Annotated in this window: 16 protein-coding genes; 5 read left to right on the top strand and 11 right to left on the bottom strand. The window is 63.4% G+C overall.

Translation table 11 applies throughout. From position 1 onward, the window contains the following. Positions 1-7 precede the first annotated feature (7 nt). Positions 8-1,396, bottom strand: a complete 1,389-nt coding sequence (locus HWX36_RS30330; protein ID WP_175957471.1) for an undecaprenyl-phosphate glucose phosphotransferase — start codon at positions 1,394-1,396, stop codon at positions 8-10. Between the two features lie 445 nt (positions 1,397-1,841). Between HWX36_RS30330 and HWX36_RS30335 the strand changes: the two genes are divergently transcribed. Continuing rightward, the gene (locus HWX36_RS30335; protein WP_175957480.1) at positions 1,842-2,510 is read left to right on the top strand and encodes an NAAT family transporter; all 669 of its coding nucleotides are present in this window, start codon (positions 1,842-1,844) and stop codon (positions 2,508-2,510) included. A 235-nt stretch (positions 2,511-2,745) separates the two neighbouring features. Here the strand turns inward: HWX36_RS30335 and HWX36_RS30340 are convergent, their stop codons facing one another. Then, complete coding sequence (locus tag HWX36_RS30340) at positions 2,746-2,964, bottom strand: hypothetical protein (RefSeq protein ID WP_175957482.1); 219 nt, start codon at positions 2,962-2,964, stop codon at positions 2,746-2,748. A gap of 258 nt (positions 2,965-3,222) precedes the next feature. Beyond that, positions 3,223-4,878, bottom strand: a complete 1,656-nt coding sequence (locus HWX36_RS30345) for an APC family permease (RefSeq protein WP_175957484.1) — start codon at positions 4,876-4,878, stop codon at positions 3,223-3,225. 393 nt (positions 4,879-5,271) lie between these two features. On the opposite strand from HWX36_RS30345, the gene HWX36_RS30350 reads away from it, so the two are divergent. Continuing rightward, positions 5,272-6,801, top strand: a complete 1,530-nt coding sequence (locus tag HWX36_RS30350) for a catalase (RefSeq protein ID WP_208457833.1) — start codon at positions 5,272-5,274, stop codon at positions 6,799-6,801. A gap of 133 nt (positions 6,802-6,934) precedes the next feature. Here HWX36_RS30350 and HWX36_RS30355 read toward each other — a convergent pair whose 3' ends face one another. Further along, positions 6,935-7,711 carry a carbonic anhydrase family protein gene (locus HWX36_RS30355; protein WP_175957486.1) on the bottom strand — a complete coding sequence of 259 codons (777 nt, stop codon included), beginning with the start codon at positions 7,709-7,711 and terminating at the stop codon, positions 6,935-6,937. Between the two features lie 744 nt (positions 7,712-8,455). Here HWX36_RS30355 and HWX36_RS30360 point away from each other — a divergent pair. Next, positions 8,456-9,292: a peptidyl-prolyl cis-trans isomerase gene (locus HWX36_RS30360; protein ID WP_175957488.1), complete on the top strand. Its 837-nt coding sequence runs from the start codon at positions 8,456-8,458 to the stop codon at positions 9,290-9,292. Between the two features lie 189 nt (positions 9,293-9,481). Here HWX36_RS30360 and HWX36_RS30365 read toward each other — a convergent pair whose 3' ends face one another. The 3 genes from HWX36_RS30365 to HWX36_RS30375 all read right to left on the bottom strand — a co-directional run bounded on the left by HWX36_RS30365 (position 9,482) and on the right by HWX36_RS30375 (position 12,602). Next, the gene (locus HWX36_RS30365; RefSeq protein WP_175957490.1) at positions 9,482-9,913 is read right to left on the bottom strand and encodes an NUDIX hydrolase; all 432 of its coding nucleotides are present in this window, start codon (positions 9,911-9,913) and stop codon (positions 9,482-9,484) included. Positions 9,914-10,126: 213 nt separating this feature from the next. Further along, positions 10,127-10,978: a hypothetical protein gene (locus HWX36_RS30370; RefSeq protein ID WP_175957492.1), complete on the bottom strand. Its 852-nt coding sequence runs from the start codon at positions 10,976-10,978 to the stop codon at positions 10,127-10,129. Positions 10,979-10,991: 13 nt separating this feature from the next. Beyond that, positions 10,992-12,602: a tetratricopeptide repeat-containing glycosyltransferase family protein gene (locus HWX36_RS30375; RefSeq protein WP_175957494.1), complete on the bottom strand. Its 1,611-nt coding sequence runs from the start codon at positions 12,600-12,602 to the stop codon at positions 10,992-10,994. Between the two features lie 465 nt (positions 12,603-13,067). Between HWX36_RS30375 and HWX36_RS30380 the strand changes: the two genes are divergently transcribed. Continuing rightward, positions 13,068-13,385 (top strand): hypothetical protein, encoded by a 318-nt coding sequence (locus tag HWX36_RS30380; RefSeq protein ID WP_175957496.1) that lies wholly within the window; start codon positions 13,068-13,070, stop codon positions 13,383-13,385. A gap of 5 nt (positions 13,386-13,390) precedes the next feature. Beyond that, positions 13,391-14,152, top strand: coding sequence for a glycosyltransferase family 25 protein (locus HWX36_RS30385; protein ID WP_244136567.1), 762 nt, complete (start codon positions 13,391-13,393; stop codon positions 14,150-14,152). 1,127 nt (positions 14,153-15,279) lie between these two features. On the opposite strand, the gene HWX36_RS30390 is transcribed toward HWX36_RS30385, so the two are convergent. The 4 genes from HWX36_RS30390 to HWX36_RS30405 all read right to left on the bottom strand — a co-directional run. Further along, the gene (locus HWX36_RS30390) at positions 15,280-15,564 is read right to left on the bottom strand and encodes a hypothetical protein (protein ID WP_175957500.1); all 285 of its coding nucleotides are present in this window, start codon (positions 15,562-15,564) and stop codon (positions 15,280-15,282) included. A 537-nt stretch (positions 15,565-16,101) separates the two neighbouring features. After that, positions 16,102-17,838 carry a ShlB/FhaC/HecB family hemolysin secretion/activation protein gene (locus HWX36_RS30395; protein ID WP_175957502.1) on the bottom strand — a complete coding sequence of 579 codons (1,737 nt, stop codon included), beginning with the start codon at positions 17,836-17,838 and terminating at the stop codon, positions 16,102-16,104. 168 nt (positions 17,839-18,006) lie between these two features. Beyond that, positions 18,007-18,252, bottom strand: a complete 246-nt coding sequence (locus HWX36_RS30400) for a hypothetical protein (protein WP_175957504.1) — start codon at positions 18,250-18,252, stop codon at positions 18,007-18,009. After that, a partial coding sequence (locus tag HWX36_RS30405; protein WP_175957506.1) for a hemagglutinin repeat-containing protein occupies positions 18,227-22,715 on the bottom strand: 4,489 nt, incomplete at its 5' end. The genes HWX36_RS30405 and HWX36_RS30400, both read right to left, overlap by 26 nt.

Genomic DNA, 22,715 nt, shown 5'->3' on the forward strand with positions numbered 1-22,715 from the left:
CTGCCGCTCAGTAAGCGTTGGGATGCACGATCCCTTTCAGGACGGTCGCGCCGATGATTCGCAGATCGAGCGAGAACGACCAGTTGCGCAGGTAGTACAGGTCGTACTCGATGCGCGACTGCATGCGTTCGACGTGTTCGGTCGCGCCGCGCAGCCCGTTGACCTGCGCCCATCCCGTGATGCCGGGCTTGATCCGGTAGCGATGGATGTAGCCGTCGACGAGCGTGCGGTACTGCGCGTCGTGTTCCACCGCATGCGGGCGCGGGCCGACCACCGACATGTCGCCGAGCAGCACGTTGATGAACTGCGGCAGCTCGTCGAGGCTGGTACGCCGCAACAGCGCGCCGACGGCCGTGACGCGCGGATCGCCGCGCGTCGCCTGCGCCACCGTGCCGTCTCGCTCGACGTGCAGCTTCATCGTGCGGAACTTGTAGATGTCGAAGGTTTCGCCATCGGCGCCGCGGCGCTTCTGCGTGAAGAACACCGGCCCCGGCGACGACAGCTTCACCGCGACGCCGATCGCGAGCAGCAGCGGCATCAGCACGATCAGTGCCGCGGCCGCGAACACGCGATCGAATACGGCCTTCGCCATCCGTGCCCGCAGCGACAGGGGCGAAACCGCGAGCGAGATCGCGGGTTCGCCGAGTATTTCGTCGACCTGGCTGCCGAACAGCGCAAGCTGGCTGACGTCGGGCAGCAGGCGCATGTCGACGAAGTCGTGACGGAATTCGTCGATGACGCTGACGATCGTGTGCTCGTCGCTCAACGGCAGCGCGATCCAGATTTCGCTCGCACGCTGTTGCCGCGCCTGCCGGGAAAACGCGGCGAGGTCGTGCACAACGGGCAACGTGCCGTCGATCGGCGTGTCGTGGGCCGACGTCTGGCAGATCGCGACAAGCCGGAACGGCGAAGACGCGCCGCCGATCCCGGCGGCCAGCCGCGCGATGCGCTCGCCGGTTCCCACGATCGCGATCGCCCGGTGGCGCCGCGGCGCACGCAGGCGGCGGCATCGCCACAGAAAGAGGCCGATGCGAAACGCCAGCAGCGCGATCGCCACGCCGAACGTCCATCGTATGAACCACGCAACCGATGCGAGGCTGACGGCGGACAGCGCGATCATCATCGCGAACACGCTGCCTTGCGCGACGAGCCACAGTGCCAGCGTGCGCAGCAGGTAGCGCGTCGCACGTGCGCCGGCGTCGTTCAGGGTCCGATCGGAGAGACTCAGCAGGAACGTCGCGAACAGCGCGCTCGATGCGACGAGCAGCGTTTCCGTACGGAGCGCCGCGAGCGACCACATCGACTCGCCGAGCATCGTCATCGCGATCGTGACGATCATGCCGATATCGATCAGGAATACGATCAATTCACGATGTCGAATCGGGTTTTTCTGCATTTCATGTTGCCTCGAAACACGACGGCGCAGTACATGCGGATTGCGTCCGCATGCGGATTTCGAGGCCGCCTCGGGTATCTGATTCCTGTTGTCTTGATCCGCAAGGCGCGATGCAATGCACGGCGGATCGTTTGATTCATTCTATTGAGCGCGATCGCGTGGAACCATCGGGCAAGGAGAGGTTCGGGGGTGTTTGACTGTCAGACCAGTCCGGTTCTGTTGGTCCGCATGCATTGCCGTGCTCGCGGACTTCGCGTGATGACCGAACGGCAAACGGGGGGGCGGAGTGGCGGGACGCTGCGAGGCGATTTCCGCGCGCGAATTCGGACCAGGATGATTTACGCCGTGGCGCGGGCGATCGACAATCTCCCGTCGCCGCGCCCGTTCGTGCTCGTTCGGCTGCGCGGCCGCCTTGTCTACCTCTCGATGACGGAGCATCGACCCGATGTCGCTTGACCGCCTGTTACCTGAAATCCTGTTCGGCTTTACCGGCCTGGTGGGGATCATCAACCCGATCGGCATGGCGTTCGTGTTTCTCGAACGCACGCAGTCGATCACCGATGCCGAGCGCGCGCTGCTCGCCAAGAAAGTGGCGACGAACATCTTCTTCACGCTGCTGGTGATCTTCTTCGCGGGCGCACCCGTATTGAACTTCTTCGGGATCTCGATGGAAGCGCTGCGGATCGGCGGCGGGTTCGCGGTGGCCGTCGCGGGATGGCGCATGCTGAACGCGCCCGACGTGCCGGGCGGCGATGCGGCCGGCCCGAGCGGCGACCTGAACAGCCTGATGGCGCGCGCGTTCTTTCCGCTTGCCGTGCCGCTGACGATCGGCCCCGGTTCGATCGCGGCGGGAATCGCGTTGCATGCGAACCGCGCGCATAGCGTCGGCGACTATCTGGTTTCCGGCGTCGTGTCGCTCGCCGTGGCCGCGCTCGTGTCGCTCGTGATCTGGCAGGTGTATAGCCGGGCGACGTTCCTTGCACGCTATCTCGGCGCGGAGGGCACCAAGGTCGCGATGCGCGTGTCGGCGTTCCTGCTGCTGTGCGTCGGCGTGCAGATCATGCTGACGGGCCTGTCGGAATTCCTGTTGCCGCTGGCGGGGCAGGGGCGCTAGCCGTCGAGCGCCGGTGCATGCGCCGGCGCGCATGATCGGAACAGGCCGATGGAGTCGGCGTGCAGTGCGCGCGAGCCTGCGAGGGGCGGCCAGCGTGGGGTCTGCCCGATATCTCCTCATACCGCGATCCTCTCCTTTTGTGCCGCCTTCCCGGGCGGCCTTTTTTTCCTGACGCAAAGTTAATCCGGCCGAATGAAAGACGGACTGGCTATCGCCTTGTAGATCGCGCGGCCGCTCACACGCGATCGATCCTGAAGTGTGCGGCCGCATAGGCCGTGTCGCAGGTCCACAGCGTTTCGCCGTCGCGATGAAAAATCGCGACACCGCGATCGACTGTCATCCGCGCGCCCGGATACACGGCGGCATGGCCGTTGAGCGCGGCGGCGAGATCGTTGCGTTCCTTGCAGGTTGCCCGGTATTCGCCGTCCGGCAACGGTGCGCGAACGGGTGTCATGGTCGTTGCCGCCTGAACGGCGGCAAGATCCGGGGGCGGGCGCTCGATGCTCGCATCTGGCAGCGTTTCTTTAGAGCATGCAGCACGATCAGCATCTGAGTCGTGACGTGGCCGCGCCCACCGGCCACCATCGAACGCCCGCTCCGGGGCCTCGTACCGCCGACAGCCGGCCCGGTGTGCCAGGGGCACTCGAGCCCGGCCGTCGACGCACGCCGACACGGCTTCAACGCCGCTGGGGCAACTCCCGGCGCTGCATGCTCAACGGCCCCACGCAAAATAATAAGAACCCGCGACGGTCAGCACCGCGCCGATCAGCGCCGCATACGGCGCGAGATTCAGCCACATGCTGCGCTTGGGCACGTCGAGCTCCATGTCGTGCTGCATCTGCGCGGGGAAGCGGCCGCGGTCCTGCCAGTAGTGGCGGTAGACGAATACCGGCACGATCAGCAGCATCGCGATCAGCCCGTTGCGCAGCGTGCCTTCGCCTTGCAGATCGGCGCCCGCGCCCGCATACACGAGGTTCGCATAGCCGCAGACGGCGCCCGCGACGAGCAGCCAGGTCGGGCAGCGGAACGGACGATCCCGGTTGCCGCGATCCATCCGGTGGATCCAGCCCGACTGCAAATTCAGGAACACGAACAACATGTAGCAGACGTTCGAGATCGACAGCACCGTCATGTAGTCCGACATCATCAGCAGCACGAGGTTGAAGCCGAGATCGGTCCACATCGCGCGTGTCGGTGCGCCGTGTTCGTTCACGTGCGACAGGTATTTCGGCAGCCAGCCGTCGACCGACGCCTGGTACAGCGTGCGCGACGAGCCCATCATCGACGTCATCACGATCAGCAGGATCGACAGCATCAGCATCACGACGACCGCGTTCGCCACCCACGCGCCGCCGCCGACGATCTTCGCCATGGCCGCGGCGACGCCCGTGCCGTCGCGAATCGCCGGATCGAGCATCGCCTGGGTGCCGAGCGCGCCCTGGAACGCCATCGGCACGAGCGTCATCACGACGAGGCACAGCGCACCCGACCAGAAGATCGCCTTGGCCGTATCGCGGCGCGGGTCGCGGAATTCGCGCGTGTAGCACACGGCCGTCTCGAAGCCGTACGACGCCCAGCCGGCCATGAACATCGCGCCGAGCGCCATCGTCACGCCCTGGCCGTTCCACGCGCCGAAGGTCGAGGCCGTGAGGTTGCCTTGCGCGTCATGGCCGAGCGGCAGCAGCGGGAGCAGGTTCGACATCGGCACGTCGCCGAAGACGAACGGCACGATGCCGACGATCAAGAGCGGCGTGAGCGACGCGATGCCGAGGATGCGCTGCGTCTTCGCGGCCTTCGACGCGCCGCTGTGCTGCAGCTTGAACGTGATCAGCAACAGGATCGCCGCGATGATGAAGATCGCGTTGATCCGCAGCGACAGGCCGGGCTTGATGAAGCTCAGGTCCGCCAGCTTGAGCTGCCAGGTCAGCACCGCCGCATCGGCGGGAAAGAGACTCGTGAGCGCATAACTCGCCGCGAGGCCGCAGCCGAGCGCGAGCATCGGCGACCACGCGAGCCAGTTGCACCACACGGAAACCGGCGCGATCAGCTTGCTGTAGCGGACCCAGCCGATCGCGCCGTACACGGATGCGCCGCCCGATTTGTGCGGAAACAGGCTGGAGATTTCCGCGTAGGTGGCGCTCTGGATCAGGCCCATCGTGATCGCGGCGATCCAGATCGCCCATGCGGGGTGGCCGATCGTCGCGGACACGCCGCCGATCGTAAACAGCACGCCGGCGGGCACACCGCTCGTGACCCAGAACGCATCTTTCCAGCTCAGGCCGCGCTGCAGCGTGTGGCCGCCGGAATCGTGTCGCGTGTCGTCGGCGATATTGGCTGCTTGGCGGGTTGGCGATCCTGCATCGTTCATATGCTTTTCCTGTGTGGTCGATTTCCCGGCCGGCGGCACCGGCAAGCGGATCGGGCAGGGTGGAAGCATTGTCGAATGCAGGGATGGCCGAAATGAATCGGCCCAGTCTGAAAATGGGCGTGTGCTCGGACCGGTCCGATTGCGTCGCGGGCTGTTGCTCCGCGACAATGCGGCGGGTCGAACGTTGGGTGATTGTCGTTCGATTCTCCGTATCCGAAGCGAGGCTTCGTTCGATGCGCCGCCCGTTCGGGCGGCGCATTTTTTTCGTCGACGCGTTCGGCCTTGCATCGTGGCGATAGGGATCGCCAATCGCGCCGATATGAATAAGTCAATTCACGACCGGCTTACGTGCGGATTACATTGAGGCCCCATTTCGATACATGGAGTCGACTGATGTACGACACGAGAACTGCATGGCGCACCGCATTGCTGGTCTGCTCGACCCTCGTCACCTTCCACGCGAGCGCATCGACACTGACGCGCGACAACGGCGCGCCCGTCGGCGACAACCAGAACTCGCAGACGGCCGGCCCCGGCGGCCCCGTGCTGCTGCAGGACGTGAACCTGATCCAGAAGCTGCAGCGTTTCGACCGCGAGCGCATTCCGGAGCGCGTCGTGCATGCGCGCGGCACCGGCGCGTACGGCCACTTCGTCGCGACCCGCGACATCTCCGAATACACGCAGGCGAAGGTGTTCGCACCGGGCACCGACACGCCCGTGTTCGTCCGCTTCTCGAGCGTGATCCACGGCGGCACTTCGCCCGAGACGCTGCGCGACCCGCGCGGCTTCGCGACGAAGTTCTACACGTCGGAAGGCAACTGGGATCTCGTCGGCAACAACCTGCCGGTGTTCTTCATCCGCGACGCGATCAAGTTCCCGGACATGGTCCATTCGCTGAAGCCGGCGCCGGACACGAACATCCAGGATCCGAACCGCTTCTTCGATTTCTTCTCGCACCAGCCCGAGGCGACGCACATGCTCACGCGCCTTTATTCGGACTACGGCACACCGAGGAGCTATCGCGAGATGGACGGCAACAGCGTGCACGCGTACAAGTTCGTCAACGCACGCGGCGACGTGACCTACGTGAAGTTCCACTGGAAGAGCCTGCAGGGCGAGCACAACCTCGATGCACAGGAGGCGGAGCGCATCCAGGGCAAGGATTTCAACCACATGACGCGTGATCTGCAGGCGGCCATTTCCGCCGGCAATTTCCCGAAATGGGATCTGTATATCCAGGTGCTGAAGCCCGCGCAACTCGCGCGCTTCGATTTCGATCCGCTCGATGCAACGAAGATCTGGCCGGGCGTTCCCGAGATCAAGGTCGGCACGATGACGCTCGACCGCAATCCGGCGAACATCTTCCAGGAAACGGAGCAGGCCGCGATGGCGCCGTCGAACCTGGTGCCGGGCATCGAGCCGTCGGAAGACCGGCTGCTGCAAGGGCGCCTGTTCGCCTATGCGGATACGCAGCTGCACCGGGTGGGCACGAACGGCCTGCAATTGCCGGTGAACCGCCCGCGCGCCGACGTGGCGAACCACAACCAGGACGGCGCGATGAACGGCGGCATGACCAAGGGCACGGTGAACTATGAGCCGAGCGAAGCGAAGGAGCTGTCGGCGGATGCGAAAAACAAGGCCAGCCGGCTGCCGTTGACCGGTACGACGCAGCAGGCGCCGCTGGCGCGGACGCAGAACTTCGCGCAGGCCGGTGCGTTCTACCGGTCGCTGTCGGAGGACGAACGCAAGGATCTGATTGCGAATCTCGCGGGCGATCTGGGGCAGGTGAAGAACGAGCAGGTCAAGTACACGATGCTGTCGTACTTCCAGAAGGCCGACCCGGAGTATGGCCGTCGGATCACGCGTGCGGTCAATGCCGATCAGCCGCGCGTCGATGCACTGGCGGCCCGGTTGACGGACTGATGCCGGAGTGAATCCGTCATGCAAACGGCCAGTCGAGAGACTGGCCGTTTGCGTTGCTGCGTCAGCGCGTGACTGCATCGCCGTGCGGGGCACGCTCGATTGATTCGACGTGGACGATCGATGTTGCTTCGGTTCAGTTCGGTCGATAGTTCAGCAGCGGGCGCCCGTTCAGCGGCTGCGTGGCGCGCGCGTTGTGCGAGTAGTGCTGCGCGAACGCGGCGATGTCGGCCTGCGACAGTTCCACCGTGTCCTGCAGCACATACCATTCGACGTTCTCGGTAAGCGGCGGTGTCGTCAGCGAGCCGAGGTAGTGGTAATAGCTGTCGAGATCGTCCGGCATCAGCCTTGCCGCATTGAACGATGCGAGCGGCGACGCAACGTCGCGCCGCGCCGCGCGCACGATCGACGCGAACTGCGCGTTTTCCGCGCCGGCGCGGTACAGCACGGCCACGACGGCCAGCCGGCCGTCCTGCGCACGGAACACGAAATGGCCTTCGAGCGGATAACGCCGGCCGTCGATCGTGTGCTCGGCCGGTGCGTGGAAATGCGCCTGAAGCAAACTGAAGTGACGGCCGCGGATGATCGCGGCGCTTGCCTTCGGTACGACCTGGACGGTGTGTCCGTTGTCCACGACGGTCGCGCCGCCGCGCGCGACCTGTACGACGATCGCGTCGTTCACGCCGGGCAAGCGTTCCGCCTGCACGACGGCGCCCGATCGAATGTCGATCGGCGATTGCGAATCGCCCGACTCGATTTGCCACGCCTGCTGATGGGCGTAATCGAAGTCGTGCTGATCTTGTGCGGGAGCGGCGGCGGCATGTGCGCCGCTGGTGATGACAGCGGCAAACAGCGGCAGCGCCGCCCGCCGGATGGCCGTGACGACCTGCGTCAGGTTGATGCGATGACTCAAACGGGATCCTCGCTACGGGAAGATGAAAAGAAGTCGCTCGCGGCGGCGCGGGACGCCCGCTCGACCGGGAGCCATTTCATTATTCGTATGGGCCCGATGCGTTCCAATCAGACCGGTCTGATTCAGGCGGCACGTCGTGCGCTGTCCATCCGGAACACGCTACGGGAGCGCGCCGAGCCAGGCCGCGCCGCGGTTCTCATCGAGGTGAGACGAAACCCGCCCGATGTAGGACCAGGCTGATTGTGTCGTCGGCGGCGTCTGCCGACAATGTGTCGGTCGAACGGTTGCATGGTGATTCGTTCGACACCTCGTATCCGAAGCTTGTCTTCGTTCCGAACGCCGCCCGATGCGGGCGGCGTCTTTTTTCCGCGCTCGATGCGCGGCAAGGAACGCGACGCCCGGCCGAGCGACAGGAAAGAGTGCCTTGCGGCGGCCGGTGGGCACGGTCGCGGCCGATCGAGTGGACCGAGCGGCCAACGTAACAACGCTGCCGTATGCGAGCGCAGGGCACTCTTTCCTGTTGGCGGCCGCCAACGGGTTCCGCATGCGGCGTATCGCCGTCGCCGGTCACGGCAACGGGTATGCGGCGCGGCAGTTCGTCCCGCGTCATGTGCGATTCCGATCCACCCCGAGCGGTGCATCACCGACGAAGCATCGCGATCGAGCGGTGCTCGCCGGCGCCATGTCGTTTTTTTCGTTCATACGCGCAGCCTTCGTGCGCGGTCAATCATCAAGGACTCCATCATGAAGACTCGTATTCAAGCCATTCCCGCCGTGATCGCACTCGTCTGCGCCACCGGCATGACGAGCGTCGTCGCGGCCGAGGCCGGCGCGGCCCCGCTGCCGTCCGGCGTCGTCGCCGTCGTGAACAACACGCCGATCGTGCAGAGCGACGTGGACGCGATCGTCAAGGCCTCCGGGCAAGCCGATACGCCGGCGCTGCGCGACGCGGTGAAGCGCGACCTGATCGTGCGCCAGCTGGTCGAGCAGGCCGCCGACAAGGCGAACTACGGCAGCCGCCCCGAAGTGCAGGGCATCGTGTCGCGTGCGCGTGCGAACGCGGCGGCCGAGCTGTACCTGCGCGACGCGCTGGGCGCGCAGCGCGTGACCGATGCGCAGGTGAAGGCGCGTTACGACTACATCGTCGCGAACGCGGCGCAGTTCGAATACCGTGCGGAAGTGCTGGCCGTGGCCGATCCCGCGAAGGCGAACGCGGCGGCCGCCGAGCTGAAGCAGGGCGCGGCCTTCGGCACGGTCGCGAAGAAGTACAACACGACCGCCAACGGCGGCGTGGCCGAGTGGAGCGAGCTGAAGACGCCGCTGGCCGAGGGCCGTACGGGCGGGCTGCCGATGCCGCTCGCGCAGGCGATGACGTCGCTGAAGCCGGGCGCCGTGTCCGGCCCGATCCGGATCGGCAACGCTTACGCGTTCGTGAAGCTCGACGACAAGCGTCCGGTGGTCGTGCCGAGCTTCGACAAGGCCAAGGGCGTGCTGCGACAGCAACTGGAGCAGCAGGCCCGGCAAAGCGCGATGACCGCGCTGGTCGACAAGCTGGCCGCGCAGGCGACGATTCAGCAGTAACGCGTGCCGGCGGAAAGAGGCTCGGTGGGTTCATGGCCCGCCGAGCTTTTTTATCGATACAACCAGGGAGCTGGTGCTTTTGCCAAAGCCGGCGACCAGAAGATACGGGTTCATACACGCCAATCGCAGCGACGCCCCCAACGCGGCCTCTGCTCAAGACCCGCCGCCCGTCGCCGCCCACTCAAAAAATCATTCTGTTAGCACTGCCTGCGCCGCTTCGACATGAATCATGAAGGTCACGGGCGGCGCGTCGGGCGTCATGTCGAGTGCGAGTGCGAGTTCGACGATCGCGGGCGTCGGTGCGCTGCAATCGATCGACGCGAGCGTCAGCCGATCGACCCACGCGCAGTGCGCGATTTCCCGCGACGGACGGGCTATCGCGTGTGCGTCGAGATCCGCCAGGAACACGTGATGCAACTTGTGTTTGCCCGCGGCGCGAAACAGGTAGCGCAGGTTCCGGCAGGCGAGCCCCGTTTCTTCCGCGAGTTCGCGGCGTGCGGCGTCGCCCAGCGATTCGCCGGGCTTGGGGCAGCCGCCGGGTAGCTTCCAGCGGGCGTGCGATCGGGCGACCAGCAGAATCCGGTCGCCGCGTCGGCACAGGACGGTGGCGCGTGCTTTCATGATGATGTCGTCCGATTGCGTGCGGCGAACGCCGCGGTGTGAAGAAGCGCCGGCTCCGGAAAGCGGCGTCGGGACGCAGCGGTGTGCGTCGCATCGATTGACCGGCGAAGCGGCACCGGTCATCCGGCAGCGCTATTGTCCGGAATGGTGTTTCGCCGGGAAATCAGACTGGCCTGATTCTTGGGGTGACGATCGATCGAATGCGCCGTGTGCTTACCCGGCCACCGTCTCGGGCGTCAGCAGCGCGGCGAGTTCCCGTGCCTGCGGCATCCGCGCGATCGTGTCCAGTGCCGCCGCCTCGAGCCTGCGACGCTGTTCGGCGTGATGCGCCAGCTCGACGCAGGCATCGACCAGCGCGTCATACGGCGCCGCGCGGAACCCGCCTGCATAGTCGGCATCGACCGCCGTCGTCGGCGACACTTCGCCGACGATCGCCTTGCCGTTGGTCATCAGGTAGAACACGCGCACGATCTCGAAGATGTGCGACGCATAGTGATGCAGGTTCAGCACGACTTTCGCGCGCGCGATCAGCGCGTCGCGCGCTTCGCCATACACGCCGTACACGGCGCATACCTTCAGCCCGCGCGCGGCCAGCGCATCGAGCACGGCCTGGCGTCGCGGCCCGATCGAACCGTAGAACAGCACGTCGATGTCTTGCGCGACGTTCGCCGGAATGCGGCGCAGCGCCGGATGAAAACCGAGCTTCAGATGGCGCGTATCGCGTATGCCGACGCTGTGAAGCTTCGCGAGATTGCGCGCGCTGTAGTCCCAGGTTTCGAAGCGCGAGGTCCAGAAGTAGATCCGCTCGTTCCAGTCGCGCTCGTCCACGTGAATCTGCTCGGTGTTGACGACGATCGTGTCGGCCGGCACGTGTTCGATCGAGCGCGGCTCGGCATGATGGCAGCCGATCATGATGTTGCGCGCGCCGGGCATCAGGACGTTGTCGTTCATGTGGACGGCGTGGCCGAGATCGTGCAGCCCGTACGCGATGACTTCAGCGAGTTCGTCGAACGCCGCCGTATGCGGGTTGTCCGGTGGCCGGACGACGCAGATGTTGTAGTGCATGCCGCGCTCCCGGTTATTCGACTTCGCGGCGGGCGAGATCGCGCAGATCCGCCGCGGCCTCGTCGAGCACGGGCCCCCAGTCGGCGAAGGTCCGTTGCCGATACAGCGACGCGCCCGGATAGAACAGGCTGTCGCGCCGGTCGTGCTGCCAGACCCAGTGCGGGTTCGCATCGAGCAGCACCCACGTGGACTGGCCGAGCGCGCCGCTCAGGTGTGCGACCGACGTGCACACGGTGATCACGAGATCGAGCGCGCCGATGAACGCGGCGGTGTCGTCGAACGTGTTCCATTCGCGTGTCAGGTCCGTCACCTCGAAGCCGGCCGCGCGCGCCGCCTCGATGTCGTGCTGCGCACCCGGCTGCAGCGAGTAGAACGCGACGTCCTGCTGCAAGTTGCCGAATGCGTCCGCGTAGCGTTCGAGCCCGACCCGGCGGAAGCGGTTGCGCTGATGCGTGAGGCTGCCGGTCCAGGCGAGGCCGACCTTCATCCGTCGTTCGCCGGCGAGCGCCGTGCGCCATGCGTCGGTGGCCGCGGCGTCCGCATGGAGATAGGGCACGGACGTGGCGAGCGTGTCGGCGTCGAGGCCGAGCATCCACGGAATGCTCATCAGCGGCAGTTCGTAGTCGTGGCCGGGCAGGCGTTCGACCTGGATGCCGGCGTCGAGAATGTCGACGTGATGGCCGAGGCTGCGCGCGATCAGCGCGCCCAGCTTCGGAAACACATTCCACACGATGCGACCGCCTTCCCGATGCACGCGCTCCGCGAGCAGCGGCACGTAGCGGCTGAACTGCAGCACGTCGCCGAGCCCTTGTTCGCCCCAGACGAGCAGCGTTTTGCCGGCGAGCGATTCGCCGCGCCAGCGCGGCCGCGCGAATTCGGGCAGCTTGCCGCGCAGCTCGCCTGCGCCGCTCCAGCGGGTTTCGTAATCGGCCCAGCCCGACGCGAAGTCGCCGCGCGCGAGGCGCAGCAGCGACAGGTTGTAGCGGCGTGCCGGGTTGTGCGGATCGAGCGCGCAGGTGTGCAGCGCATATCGCTCGGCGTCGCCCCACTCCTGCGCCTCCTTGAACATCGTGACCGCGTTGTTCGTCGCGAGCGGGTTGTCCGGCGCGAGCCACACGGCACGCGTGGCCGCGCGTCGCGCGCCGTCCAGGTCGAACCGGTCGAGACGCGTGATCACCGCATTCGTCCAGGCCCGGGCGTCGCGCGGATCGTCGTCGAGCGCGCCTTCGATGAACGCGTGTTCCTCGTCGGGATCGCCGCCCGACAGGCGGATCGCGAGCGCGAGATTGTTCTTCAGTGACGGCCACGCGGGCGCCAGGTCGAGCGTCTTGCGGTACGGCGCGATCGCTTCCGCGTGACGGCCGGCCACCTGGAGCGCGTAACCGTAGTTGAACGCCGCCGCCGGCGACGCGGGATACATCCGCCAGTGCTCGGCGGCAAGCTCGACGGCACGCGTGAGGTCGCCGCGATCGATCAGTGCCTGCGTGGTGTCGGCGACGGATGCGTCGAGCGTCCCGGGCGCCGCTTGCGCGCCGGTCGATACGGGCTGAACGGGGTCGTCGTGGTTGTCCCGCAGATGCGGGCGGTCGGCGAGAGGGGGCATGTCGTGCGTCGTGATCTGCATGTGAAATCGCTCCGGGAAACCGTTCGCGCATCGGCGCGGCGACCGGTTGCATCGTCAATCGGGAAAGGGGCGCCGAACGTTCGTGTCGAGACGTTCCGGGCGCGAAGGCGTCGGGGCGTCATGCCGGTTGCGGCGGAAGGCCCGGCGCCGGGATGGGTTCCACTTTAAGCACGCGCGGTCGGCAACTGAATCGGACCAGTCCTAAAAGGGCTCACACGATGCGTCGCGCCGGCTGCCAGCCGGGCGGGGCGGCGTGTTGCCGCCCTGTCTACGGCGAATGCGTCGCCTTTGTTCGAGGCCGCGCCGCCGCGGTGGCCCGGGGCCGCCGGTATAGGCCGGGTCCGATTCCGCTGTGCTGCCCCCGGACAATAAGACCCGTCCGATAGAGATTCGCGTCCAACTCGCCTGTAATACGCAGCATCCGCCGATATCGATCGGCATGAATCTGGCGATGGAGGACAGTCGATGAGTGATGCAGATAATCTGGTGAAAGGCGCGGTGGTCAGCATGATCGCGAGTTCGGCGACCGTCGCGCTCGTGTATTTCGTGATCGAAACCGGCACGCGATGGAATGCGGGCGGCCTGTCGGTCACGCTGGTCACGGCGTTGCTGATGGCGTTCGTGCTGCTCGTGCCGCCGGTGTTCGCCGCATGGCGCAACCGGGTGGACGCGATCGATCCGTACTTCGAGCCGGCCGCGTTGAAGCCGACCCTGCAAGGCCGCGCGGTGGGCATCGTGCTCGGCATCGTGTTCGGGATCTCGGTCGTGACGGGCTGGCAATGATGGCGATGAACACCTCCGCCTCGCTTGCCGGAGAGCCGGCCGTGCACCCGACCGTCCAGGTCATTTCCCTGCGCCGCAGCCACGCGCGCCGGCGCGCGTTCCGCGCCAACAATCCCCATCTGGAATTCGCGTTCGTCGATGCGATCGACGGGCTTGCGCTGTCGGATGACGATCTCGCGGCATCCGGCCTGTTCGCGCCCGGGCTGCCGTACACGCGCGGCGCGTTCGGCATCGCGATGACCACGCACCGCCTATGGACCGATATCGCCTCCGGCAGCGAGCTCGTGACGATCGCCGAAGACGATGCGATCTTCCGGCCGGACTTCCACGACGCCACGCAGCAATTCCTGCGCGACAACCCCGGGCGTCACGATTTCGTCGCGTGGGGCTACAACTTCGATTCGATCCTGCGCGGGTCGATCTTCAACAGCCGCACGCCGGTGACGATGCGCTTCGACGAAGCGGCGCTCGCCGACGCGATCGGCGATTTCCAGAGCGACCGCGGCCCGGTGCTCGTGATGAACCTGCTCGAGTTCTACGGGATCTGCGCGTACACGATCTCGCCGGCCGGCGCGCGCTTCCTGCTCGATCGCTGTTTTCCGCTGCAGCCGGAGGTGCTGTATTCGCACGGACTGGGCCGCATGATGCCGAACTGCGGCATCGACGTCGTGATGAACAAGTTCTACGGCGCGATGCGCAGCGCGGCCACGTTTCCGCCGCTCGCCGTGACGATGAATGCGCGCGAGACGTCGACGATCCAGGTCTGAACGCGCGAAACGACGAACCGGCCGCGCAAGCGGCGATTCGGCAATCGTAGAGCAAAATAAACTTGTCACCGTCTGCGAAGCAATGTTGTCTACATGAACGCCCCCCTTTGCGCCTCGTTTTCTCGCACTTATTCTAAACATGTAACTACGGACCCAGAGGTCTTATCGGAGTCGCCTAAATGCCACAACCACCCACCTAATTATCTCGATAGATAGCGCAACACAAAATGCCCAGCCGAATGCCGTCACTATGCCATCGTGATTTTCTACTTGCTTGGGCGACAGCGGAGAAAAGTTCCAATTTTCCACTCCCCAATTGATTGCCATAGGAAGGTACTTTATTCCAAAGTAAACAATGACCATGCCAAGAACCCTGAAACACGTGCCTTTCAGGCTCCCATCAAATATTAATTTATCTATTTTTGATAGTCTCATTTTGGCGCTTCTTTGCCTGGTACAAAATATGACGTTCCACCTGCGACCCCTCCTGACAAAGCGCCGGCGAGCCCCGGAACTGGATTTGTAACCCTCGGCTGCAGGAGAGCGGGTATGGCTGGATTAAAATTTTCATATACAAACGGCTTGAGAATTTTGGATAACCCCAACGTCGTAGCAGCCCCAATAAAATATCCACCGGCTGCACCAAGTCCGCCCAATGCACCAGAGTACGAAAGGCTGTTTGATTCACCGTAGTAAGCATTGTTGAATGCTGAGTACACCACACCCCCAGCAACGCCCAAAAGGATGTTATTAAAAAATCCTACATTCGCGCTAATCGGACCGCTTACAGCGCCGGTCGCTCCGGCAAACACAGACTCAGCGGCCGGATCGTCCCTGATTGCGCATACTGTCCAGCGGCGTCCATGCCGCCACCGGTCACGGCGCCAATTGTGGCGTACCCCAGTCCACCAGCAGCCGCTGCTACTGGACCACCGACGACGAGCGCACCTCCTGTCGCTGCTGCAATGACACCTCCCCCCATGAGATTGCGGTTTGCTTGGTCGTGGTTGACGCTGTTCTGAACCTGCTGCGTAGACGGTCGATTCGGCCCAATACCGTTCGGATAATAGTTTCCAAACATCACTCCTTGCCGATATGAAGGCAGTCACAATAGGAGGGCAGGTCGGTCAGTTCTCTCGGTTTTTTTGTGCGACACGCCCTAAAAATGTAACGAAAGTGACAGTGGCAGACAAACCCACAAATACAAGCAGCGCGAAAGGTGTAAGGAATTCACCAAATCTTGATACTGTATCCCTGAAGCCAACCACCACAATCCCCGCCGCAAACAATCCTAGATATATAAGCAACATTGATGCGACGAAAACCTTCCAGAGACGAAATTTCCCGAGAATCCTTCCGAAAACAGGCCCGAAGAATCCTCCTATAAGGCCACTTATGGATTCAAGCGACATCTCCACTCCTTATTGCTTATGAGGTTCACCAGTCTTCACGATTGCCCGCGCTGCCCAACCAGCGGTTTGACCTAGCGCAAGCCCGACTCCACGGATCACAAACCCTGGAATAGTTGCGACATTCATGATCGAATTAGGAATTCCCGCCCAGCCCAACATAGAGGTAGTAAACATAGAATTATAGGCACCAAGTGTCGTCGCAGTAGTCAGTCCGGCTAGTGAGAAGTTCTGACTAAAACTATCGTAGAAGTTGTTCCCCTTGAATGTGGCTACGCCAGCGCCGGCCGCCGCTCCACCGGTATAGATGCCACCGGAAACTGCTGCTCCAGTCGCAGCCGCTGTCGTTAGCGTGACAGTGCCTATGCGCGTGAAGTCATGGCCCGATTGGCAGCGGAATTCATAGTAGGACTTCAGCCCTCGCCATTCGAGCGTCAGAAGCGTAAGCCCGCCGTTCGGCGGCAATCTCGACCAGACGGGCATATGCAACATCGAGCTTGCGACGTGTACGTGTCGGAGAAGTACCTTGACTCATTGTCTTCAGAACTGAGCAGTCACCTGAAAACCGAGCGTCACTCGCGCGGTTGGAAAACCCGACGGCTTGTAGACAGGCGTACCGGCGAAGAGATCGTACGCGTAGGCTCCGAATCGCGTGCCCACGCTGCCCTTTATGCCGATCACGGCGCCGGCCAACTGCGTCCCGACGAGGACGACAGGCTGCGGGCCCCATACGCGACCATAGTCGAGTCCCGCATAAACTGCCTGTCCCGTTTGCCCGATCGGTGCCTGTAGCTCGTTGCGCCAGTAGAAGCCGCGTGCTGCGGCGAGCATCGTTTCGCCGTCGAAGCCGCGCACCGTGTAGCGGCTACCGATTGTCAGATCGTCGATGTAGTGCAGCGTGTTACCCGTGTACTGGCCGTGAAATGTCGTGACGTACCGGAACGGCTGCTGTGCGATCGCGAACGGCACCGACAGGTTCGCGTCGAGTACCGCCATCTTGAAGCGATAGGTCGGGCCACCGCCTGCCGCCAACACATCATCCTGCGCGCCGAACCCGCCGACGCCTTGACGATATGCAAGTGAGCCATCGAACTGCGCGCCGCCGAAGTAGTGGCGATCGGTCAGGCCGAGTTCGATCATCGTGTTATTGCGGCGCTGCTGCGAAATCTCGGTGTCTTCGATAAAGCTCTGCCCGAATCGGCGCGACAGCCGGAAATATCCACCGAACACGTCGTTCTGGCTGCGTGCCAGCACACGGGCCAGCTTCAAATCGACCGTCTTCGAATTGCCGCTCGCGACGAACGTCTGGTTCACGCCGGCGATCTGCTGGTAGTACGTATTCGTGTATGCGGACAGCGTGGCCGTCCAGTAGCCCCATGGGATCGAATAGAAGCCGTTCCAGCCGTGCGAACCAAGGCGCTTGTCGCCGAGTTCGAGATCCTGGCTCACGCCGATGTTGAAGATGTCGTTCAGGCCCAACGGATTGTCGATACCGAGCGACAGGTTGCCCTGCGGCCGGCCGGTCGCACGCGTGCCCGAGTTGTCGATCGATGCGACTACCGTCCAGGGTTTGGTGCGCTTCACATCGAGCACGACGTCGCTCTCGCCCGGCACGTCGGCGGGGACGATCTGCATCGATACGTCCTGGCTCGACACGCGCTTCATCTGCTCGAGGCCCTGTTCGAGATCGCGCAGATTCAGCAGTTCGCCGTCGCGGGTCGGGAAGGCCGTTTTCCAGGTGCCGCGCAGCTTTTCGTCGGCGAAGCGGATGTGGCGGATCACGCCGGGGATCAGCGACAATTTCAGGGTGCCGGTCGACAGATCCTGCTCGGACAGCAGCACGCGCGTCGTGACGTACCCGCGCGCCAGGATCGCTTGCGACAGGCCCTTGACGAGCACGTCGAGGCCTTGATTGCCGACGCACTGGCCCGCGTAGTGGTCGAGCCATGGGGGCGCAAAGGCGAAGCGATCCATCGGCAATGCCGACGCGCCTTGCGCTTTCACGGACGCGGGCAGCGCGTCGGGCACGTCGAGCGAGAAACGGTCGATGCGAAAGCACGGCGACTCCGACGGCAGCGTCGGATACCCGGCGCTCGCCGTCACGCCCAAACGCACCCCGGGCGCGGAGACCGTCCGTTCGCGCTCACGCGCCTCTTCCTGCTGTCGGGTTTGCTGGTCGTTTCCCGGAACGATCAGGCGCGGTGCTTCCTGTGCCGACACACCAGTCGCGATAAGCAGTGCTACCGCAACAGAATTCCCCCGGCAAATGGTTTTCATGTGTTTTTCTAGATATGCAATCGCGTACTACGGCTGGGGCGTGCTCTCTTTCAATGCGTCACTTCCGATCGATTTGCATGCAAGCATCAGTCCGGGCCGCGCCGCTCGAGTTATACAACTACGTCGCGTAACTATCGATTAAATTAGATCGCCCATTATCATCGAGGATCATTTTTTTCGCACAAAAGCCACCGTTGCGAAAACGCAAAAAACAAGCCCCAACAGAATGCCATTCACTAAAACGAATCTCGTATCGCTGCTTGCCCACAAGAAACCGCCACCATAAAAATAGGCCACAAAAATCATTACAAACGCCTTTATGGAGGCAAAGCACAGAAATGACAGCAGGAAAGCAGCTAAATATAAGGCAATCAATTTAAGCATTTCTTCATTTCCCAATCCGAGATTTGGCATCGTTTATCGCTTTCGTTCCTGCTTCAGCGCCGACTGCACCACCGATACCAGCACTAATTGCAGGAACATTGTTCGGGTTAAACAGATTCTGCCCCGACGATCCCGCCCAAACTCCAGTTCCGGACCAACCGAAGCTACCCATCCCGGACTTCGCCAACGCAGAAATAAGATTTTGCATGGCGACTCCCGTCCCATAGCCAATAGCCGCCGCACCCGCGTTCATTGCTGCACCGGTTGCAATGCTGTCGTGTTTGCCAGAAATCGCATTGTTAGTGACAGTATCAAGAGCACCTGTGACTGCGTTTATTACGACATTCCCAAAGAACTTGGTATAAGTCCCTGCTCCGCCAGCCATTGCCGCATACCCAACATCAACTGGATTGACCGCGCCATTCTGAATGTGCTGCGAAGTCGCATTTACACCACCAGTTAGGACGCCAATACCAACAGGCGACGCCCACGCGCTGGACCCCAAAGCTCCGGTCGAACCAAAAATTGGCGCGCCCTGGATAGCGGCTAACCCGGCGGCAATCTCTGGCGCCAGTCCAGCAGTTACCAACCCGCCGGCAATGACGAGGCCGGCCTTTGGATTAGCCACCGCGCCCGGCAACGCTCTCTGCTCCGGCGTCAGCGAACCATCCTTGTTTCCAGACAAGAACGGACTGTTGTACTCTGCCGACGTCGCATGGAACAGCCCGCCACCATTCTGACTGATATAGGCCACCGCGGTTGCGTCCCCTCCCGGCCCCTTGCTTGCCGCCGCATCCACCAAACGATAGCCGTTTGCCAGCAGCATATTCTGCGCCTGCTCCGCAGTGAGTGCCTTCCCGGTCCTTTCTTCATAGAACTTCGCGAAGTCCTTTGCCTTATCCTTCGCCCACTGTCTTTCGTCCGGGTGGAGCTGCCGGTTGAACCGGTCAACGTTGTATCCGGAAAACGCCCCAGCTTCACCGCCAACTGCGGCACCCGCACCCGTCGCAAGCGCGTTCGCCACAATGTTGCCCAGCGCCTGATTCATATTGGCGTTGCCGGTCGGGTCGCTGCCTGCGATCGCGCTGCTCAGCTCGTTCAGCTTGCTCGACGCGATCGACGCAATCGCCGCGCCGGCCGCTCCACCGATCGCGTTGCCGCCCGCCAGTCCGGTCACCAGCGCCGCACCCGCGCCTTGCATCAGTGCGCGGTTCGCTCCGCCTTCCTTCCATGCGTCGACACCTGCCTGGTCGCCATTCTTCTCGGCTTGCCGTTTCATCTCGTCAGCGTAGTCCCCAATCCGGCGCGACACCGCTTCGCCAGCTGCGCTGGCCGCAGCCATCATGTCCGACTGGTTGGCCAGCAGGTTCTGCATGTCGGGAAGTTTGGCAACCGTACCGTTCGTGTTCGTCGTGTCGCGGTTCAAGCTCGCCACATCCTGCTTCTGGTTCGCCGAATCCGTAATCGTCACGGTCCCCGCGCTGACGCCGCTCTTCGTCGTCGCGCTATCGCTGCCGCTGTCGTTTTGGCCGAGAATCGGCGCGGCACCGCCCGCGTTCTTGCCCGACGCACTGCCGTGCGTGCTGTAGTTCATCCCGCCGTCGCCGGTCGTCGCGCCCGCACTGAAGCCGCTCGAGCTCGCATCGTAATGCGACTGGTTCTGGACGTCCGAGAAGGACAGCGAACCCGTCGTCAGCGAATTCTTCGACGCCTCCGCGTCGCTCGCAATGAGCCCGCCCTTCAGGTCGGTATTGCCGGTGACGTTGATATTGAAGCCGCCGTCGCCCGCTTGAATCGCGGCCTGTTCATTGACGCCCGCATAGCTGCCCGACGCATTGCCCTTGCTCTGGCTGAAGCTCGCACTGGCGCCGCCCTGACTGACGCTGAACCCGCCGCCCGAACTCGACTGATGTGCCGCGCTCGACAGCGTGTCCTGCACACTCACAATGTTCAGATTCCCGCCCACATCGGCATTCACCTGATTGCCCTTCACGTTCGAGCCGATGATGTTCGTATCGCCGCCCGAGATGATCGTCACGCCGTTTGCCGCATTTACATGGCTGTTGTTCTGCGTGGCCAGATCGCTGTTGCCGTCGCCGTTGGCCTTCGACATCGCCGCCGAAATCCCAAAGCCGCCCGTGCCGACCGACACGCCCACGCTCGCGCTCTTCGATGCATTTGTGCTGCGCGTCAAGTCGGTGTCCGTCGTATTGACGATATTGACCTGATTTTTCGCCGCCAGGATCACGTCGTTCGCGTTCACGTTCGAGCCGGCGATCGTCACATTGCCGCTACCAGCCTGACCGTTGCCGGTCGCCGCAAACGCCACCGTCCCGCCCGCATTCACGTTCGAGCCGCGATTCGTCACACTGTCCTCGGCGAATTCGCTCTTGCTGTGACTGCTGCCAACGCTGACTTCGACCTTGAACTGAGGCGTTTCGCCCGCCCCCAGCGCCCGAACCACATCGCCCGCGGCAACGTTCGCATCCCACGCCGCGCTCGCCGCGGCCATCCCGTGCAATGCCGCTGCCCGACCATCCTGACTGTTGCTGGACGCACGCGATTGACCCACGGCATTCGACACCGCGTCGATCACCGGCGCCTTCAGCGCCAGCGTCAGGCCGCTCTTCGACACTTCCTGCGTCTCGCCGCGGTGACTCGTATCCTGCGCTGCGTCGATCGTCACGTTCGCGCCTGTACCACTCAGGTTCTGCGCCGCGATCAGGTCACTTCCGGTCACGTGCAGATCGTTCCCGGCCGTCATGCTGACGTTGCCCTTCAGCGAACCGATCGTACTGCCGTTGTTCGACACCTCGGTCGTCTGACTGGTCGTCTTCAGCGAACTGCTGCCAACCGACACCGACAGACTGCCCCCCGCCATCAGCCCGGACTCCTTCTTGTCGTAGTAGCTCGACGACTGCAAGCTATCCTGTGACGTCGTAACCGTTATGTTGCGCGCTGCCGTGAGTGTCACGTCGTTCGTTCCGACGATGGTGCTGCCCTGAACATTGACGTCCTTGCCGCTGACAATGTTCACGCCGTCCGCTGATACCAGACTGCCCTGATTCAGCGTCATCGTCTGATCGATCCCGCTCGCGACCTTCACGCCGCTCACCACATTGCTGTGGCTATGCGTCTCGTGTGAGTTCAGCTCATGCGTCTCGGTTGCCGTGCCGACATTCACATCGCCGGCCGCCAGCAAGTTCGCGTTGCCCTTGTCGAGGCTGATTGCGCTACCGGAGAGCGTAATGTCCTTGCCCGACACGATATTCACCGTGTCGCCACCCTTGAGCGTCGTCCCGGTCAGCGCCTGATCCGCCGTATGCAGCGTTTCCGCGTAGCTGCCGTGACTGTCGCTACCCGAACTGTTGCTGTTCACTGTCGAGGTCGCACTCGCTGCGTCGAGCGTCACGTTGCCCTTGGCCGCAATCGTTCCACCCTGGCCGAGGTCGATCTGCGCGCCCTTGGCGGACAGATCGCCACCAATACCGATCATCGACTGCCCACCGACTGTCACCGAGCTACCGGTAACCTTGTTGATGTCGGTGTTGGACACGCCGTTCGCGCGCTGCACGATCTTGTGCTCGCCGGTCTGCACCGCGCCGAGATCCCAGTTACCGCCGACACTCATGCCGAGATTGCCACCGACCGACAAATTGCCAGCGTTCTGCTGGAAGTTGCCACCCGTCGTGATCGACGCGTCACCTGTGACGTCGAGTTTCGCCATCGGCCCGAGCGTCGTCACCACGCTCGTCGCACCGTCGCGGCTCACCCGTGTGTTCGTCTTCGTCGCCGTATCGAGAATCAGGTCCTTCCCGGCGTCCAGTTGCAGACTACCGGCCTTCACGTTCGCCGACGTCAGATCGATATTGTTCTCGGTCTTCAACGACATCAATCCGCCGCTTTGCAGCGCGCCGAACGCGTTGTCGATCTGCTTGCCCTGGATCGCCAGCGTGTTGTCCGCCTTGATCGTGCCGCTGTTCGTGAACGACTGAGCGTTCTGGAAGTCGATGTTCGTCGCACTGATCAACGGCCCGTCGATGTTCTGCTGACTGGCCTTCGCGAGATACACGACCGGCACCAGCACCGACTGGCCATCGACCACCCGCGTTTCCATCATGATCACGTTGCTGGTCAGCTTCGACACCTGATCGGCCGACAGGCTGGCTCCGATCGGCAGATCGAGCGACTTCGACAGATCCGCGCCGGCCGCCATCAACGACTGGTACATCGTCTGCAGGTCCGTGTACGGTCCCAGCACTGCCTTGCCGGTCAGCGATGTGATCTCGTTGCGCACGAGCTGTTGCTCATAAAAGCCGTCGCCGAGCCGCTTCGGGATATGAGTCAGGTCGACGCCAAGCTGACTGAAGAAGTAGTCGCTCGAAATGAAATTCTTCTGGTTCGTGAACGCCGGATTCGTTTCGATCACGTAGCCCGCATTCGGCGCAGTCGTCGGCTTGAACAAGCCGCCTTGCGGAATGGTGAGGTTGTTC

It is taken from the genome of Burkholderia sp. BCC0405 (genome assembly GCF_902833075.1).
Taxonomy (GTDB): Bacteria; Pseudomonadota; Gammaproteobacteria; order Burkholderiales; family Burkholderiaceae; genus Burkholderia.

Bases quoted from the DNA above. Each gene is read 5' to 3' on its own strand.
- HWX36_RS30330 (WP_175957471.1), bottom strand. From the start codon at position 1,396: ATGCAGAAAAACCCGATTCGACATCGTGAATTGATCGTATTCCTGATC.
- HWX36_RS30335 (WP_175957480.1), top strand. From the start codon at position 1,842: ATGTCGCTTGACCGCCTGTTACCTGAAATCCTGTTCGGCTTTACCGGC.
- HWX36_RS30340 (WP_175957482.1), bottom strand. From the start codon at position 2,964: ATGACACCCGTTCGCGCACCGTTGCCGGACGGCGAATACCGGGCAACC.
- HWX36_RS30345 (WP_175957484.1), bottom strand. From the start codon at position 4,878: ATGAACGATGCAGGATCGCCAACCCGCCAAGCAGCCAATATCGCCGAC.
- HWX36_RS30350 (WP_208457833.1), top strand. From the start codon at position 5,272: ATGTACGACACGAGAACTGCATGGCGCACCGCATTGCTGGTCTGCTCG.
- HWX36_RS30360 (WP_175957488.1), top strand. From the start codon at position 8,456: ATGAAGACTCGTATTCAAGCCATTCCCGCCGTGATCGCACTCGTCTGC.
- HWX36_RS30365 (WP_175957490.1), bottom strand. From the start codon at position 9,913: ATGAAAGCACGCGCCACCGTCCTGTGCCGACGCGGCGACCGGATTCTG.
- HWX36_RS30370 (WP_175957492.1), bottom strand. From the start codon at position 10,978: ATGCACTACAACATCTGCGTCGTCCGGCCACCGGACAACCCGCATACG.
- HWX36_RS30375 (WP_175957494.1), bottom strand. From the start codon at position 12,602: ATGCAGATCACGACGCACGACATGCCCCCTCTCGCCGACCGCCCGCAT.
- HWX36_RS30380 (WP_175957496.1), top strand. From the start codon at position 13,068: ATGAGTGATGCAGATAATCTGGTGAAAGGCGCGGTGGTCAGCATGATC.
- HWX36_RS30385 (WP_244136567.1), top strand. From the start codon at position 13,391: ATGAACACCTCCGCCTCGCTTGCCGGAGAGCCGGCCGTGCACCCGACC.
- HWX36_RS30390 (WP_175957500.1), bottom strand. From the start codon at position 15,564: ATGTCGCTTGAATCCATAAGTGGCCTTATAGGAGGATTCTTCGGGCCT.
- HWX36_RS30395 (WP_175957502.1), bottom strand. From the start codon at position 17,838: ATGAAAACCATTTGCCGGGGGAATTCTGTTGCGGTAGCACTGCTTATC.
- HWX36_RS30400 (WP_175957504.1), bottom strand. From the start codon at position 18,252: ATGCCAAATCTCGGATTGGGAAATGAAGAAATGCTTAAATTGATTGCC.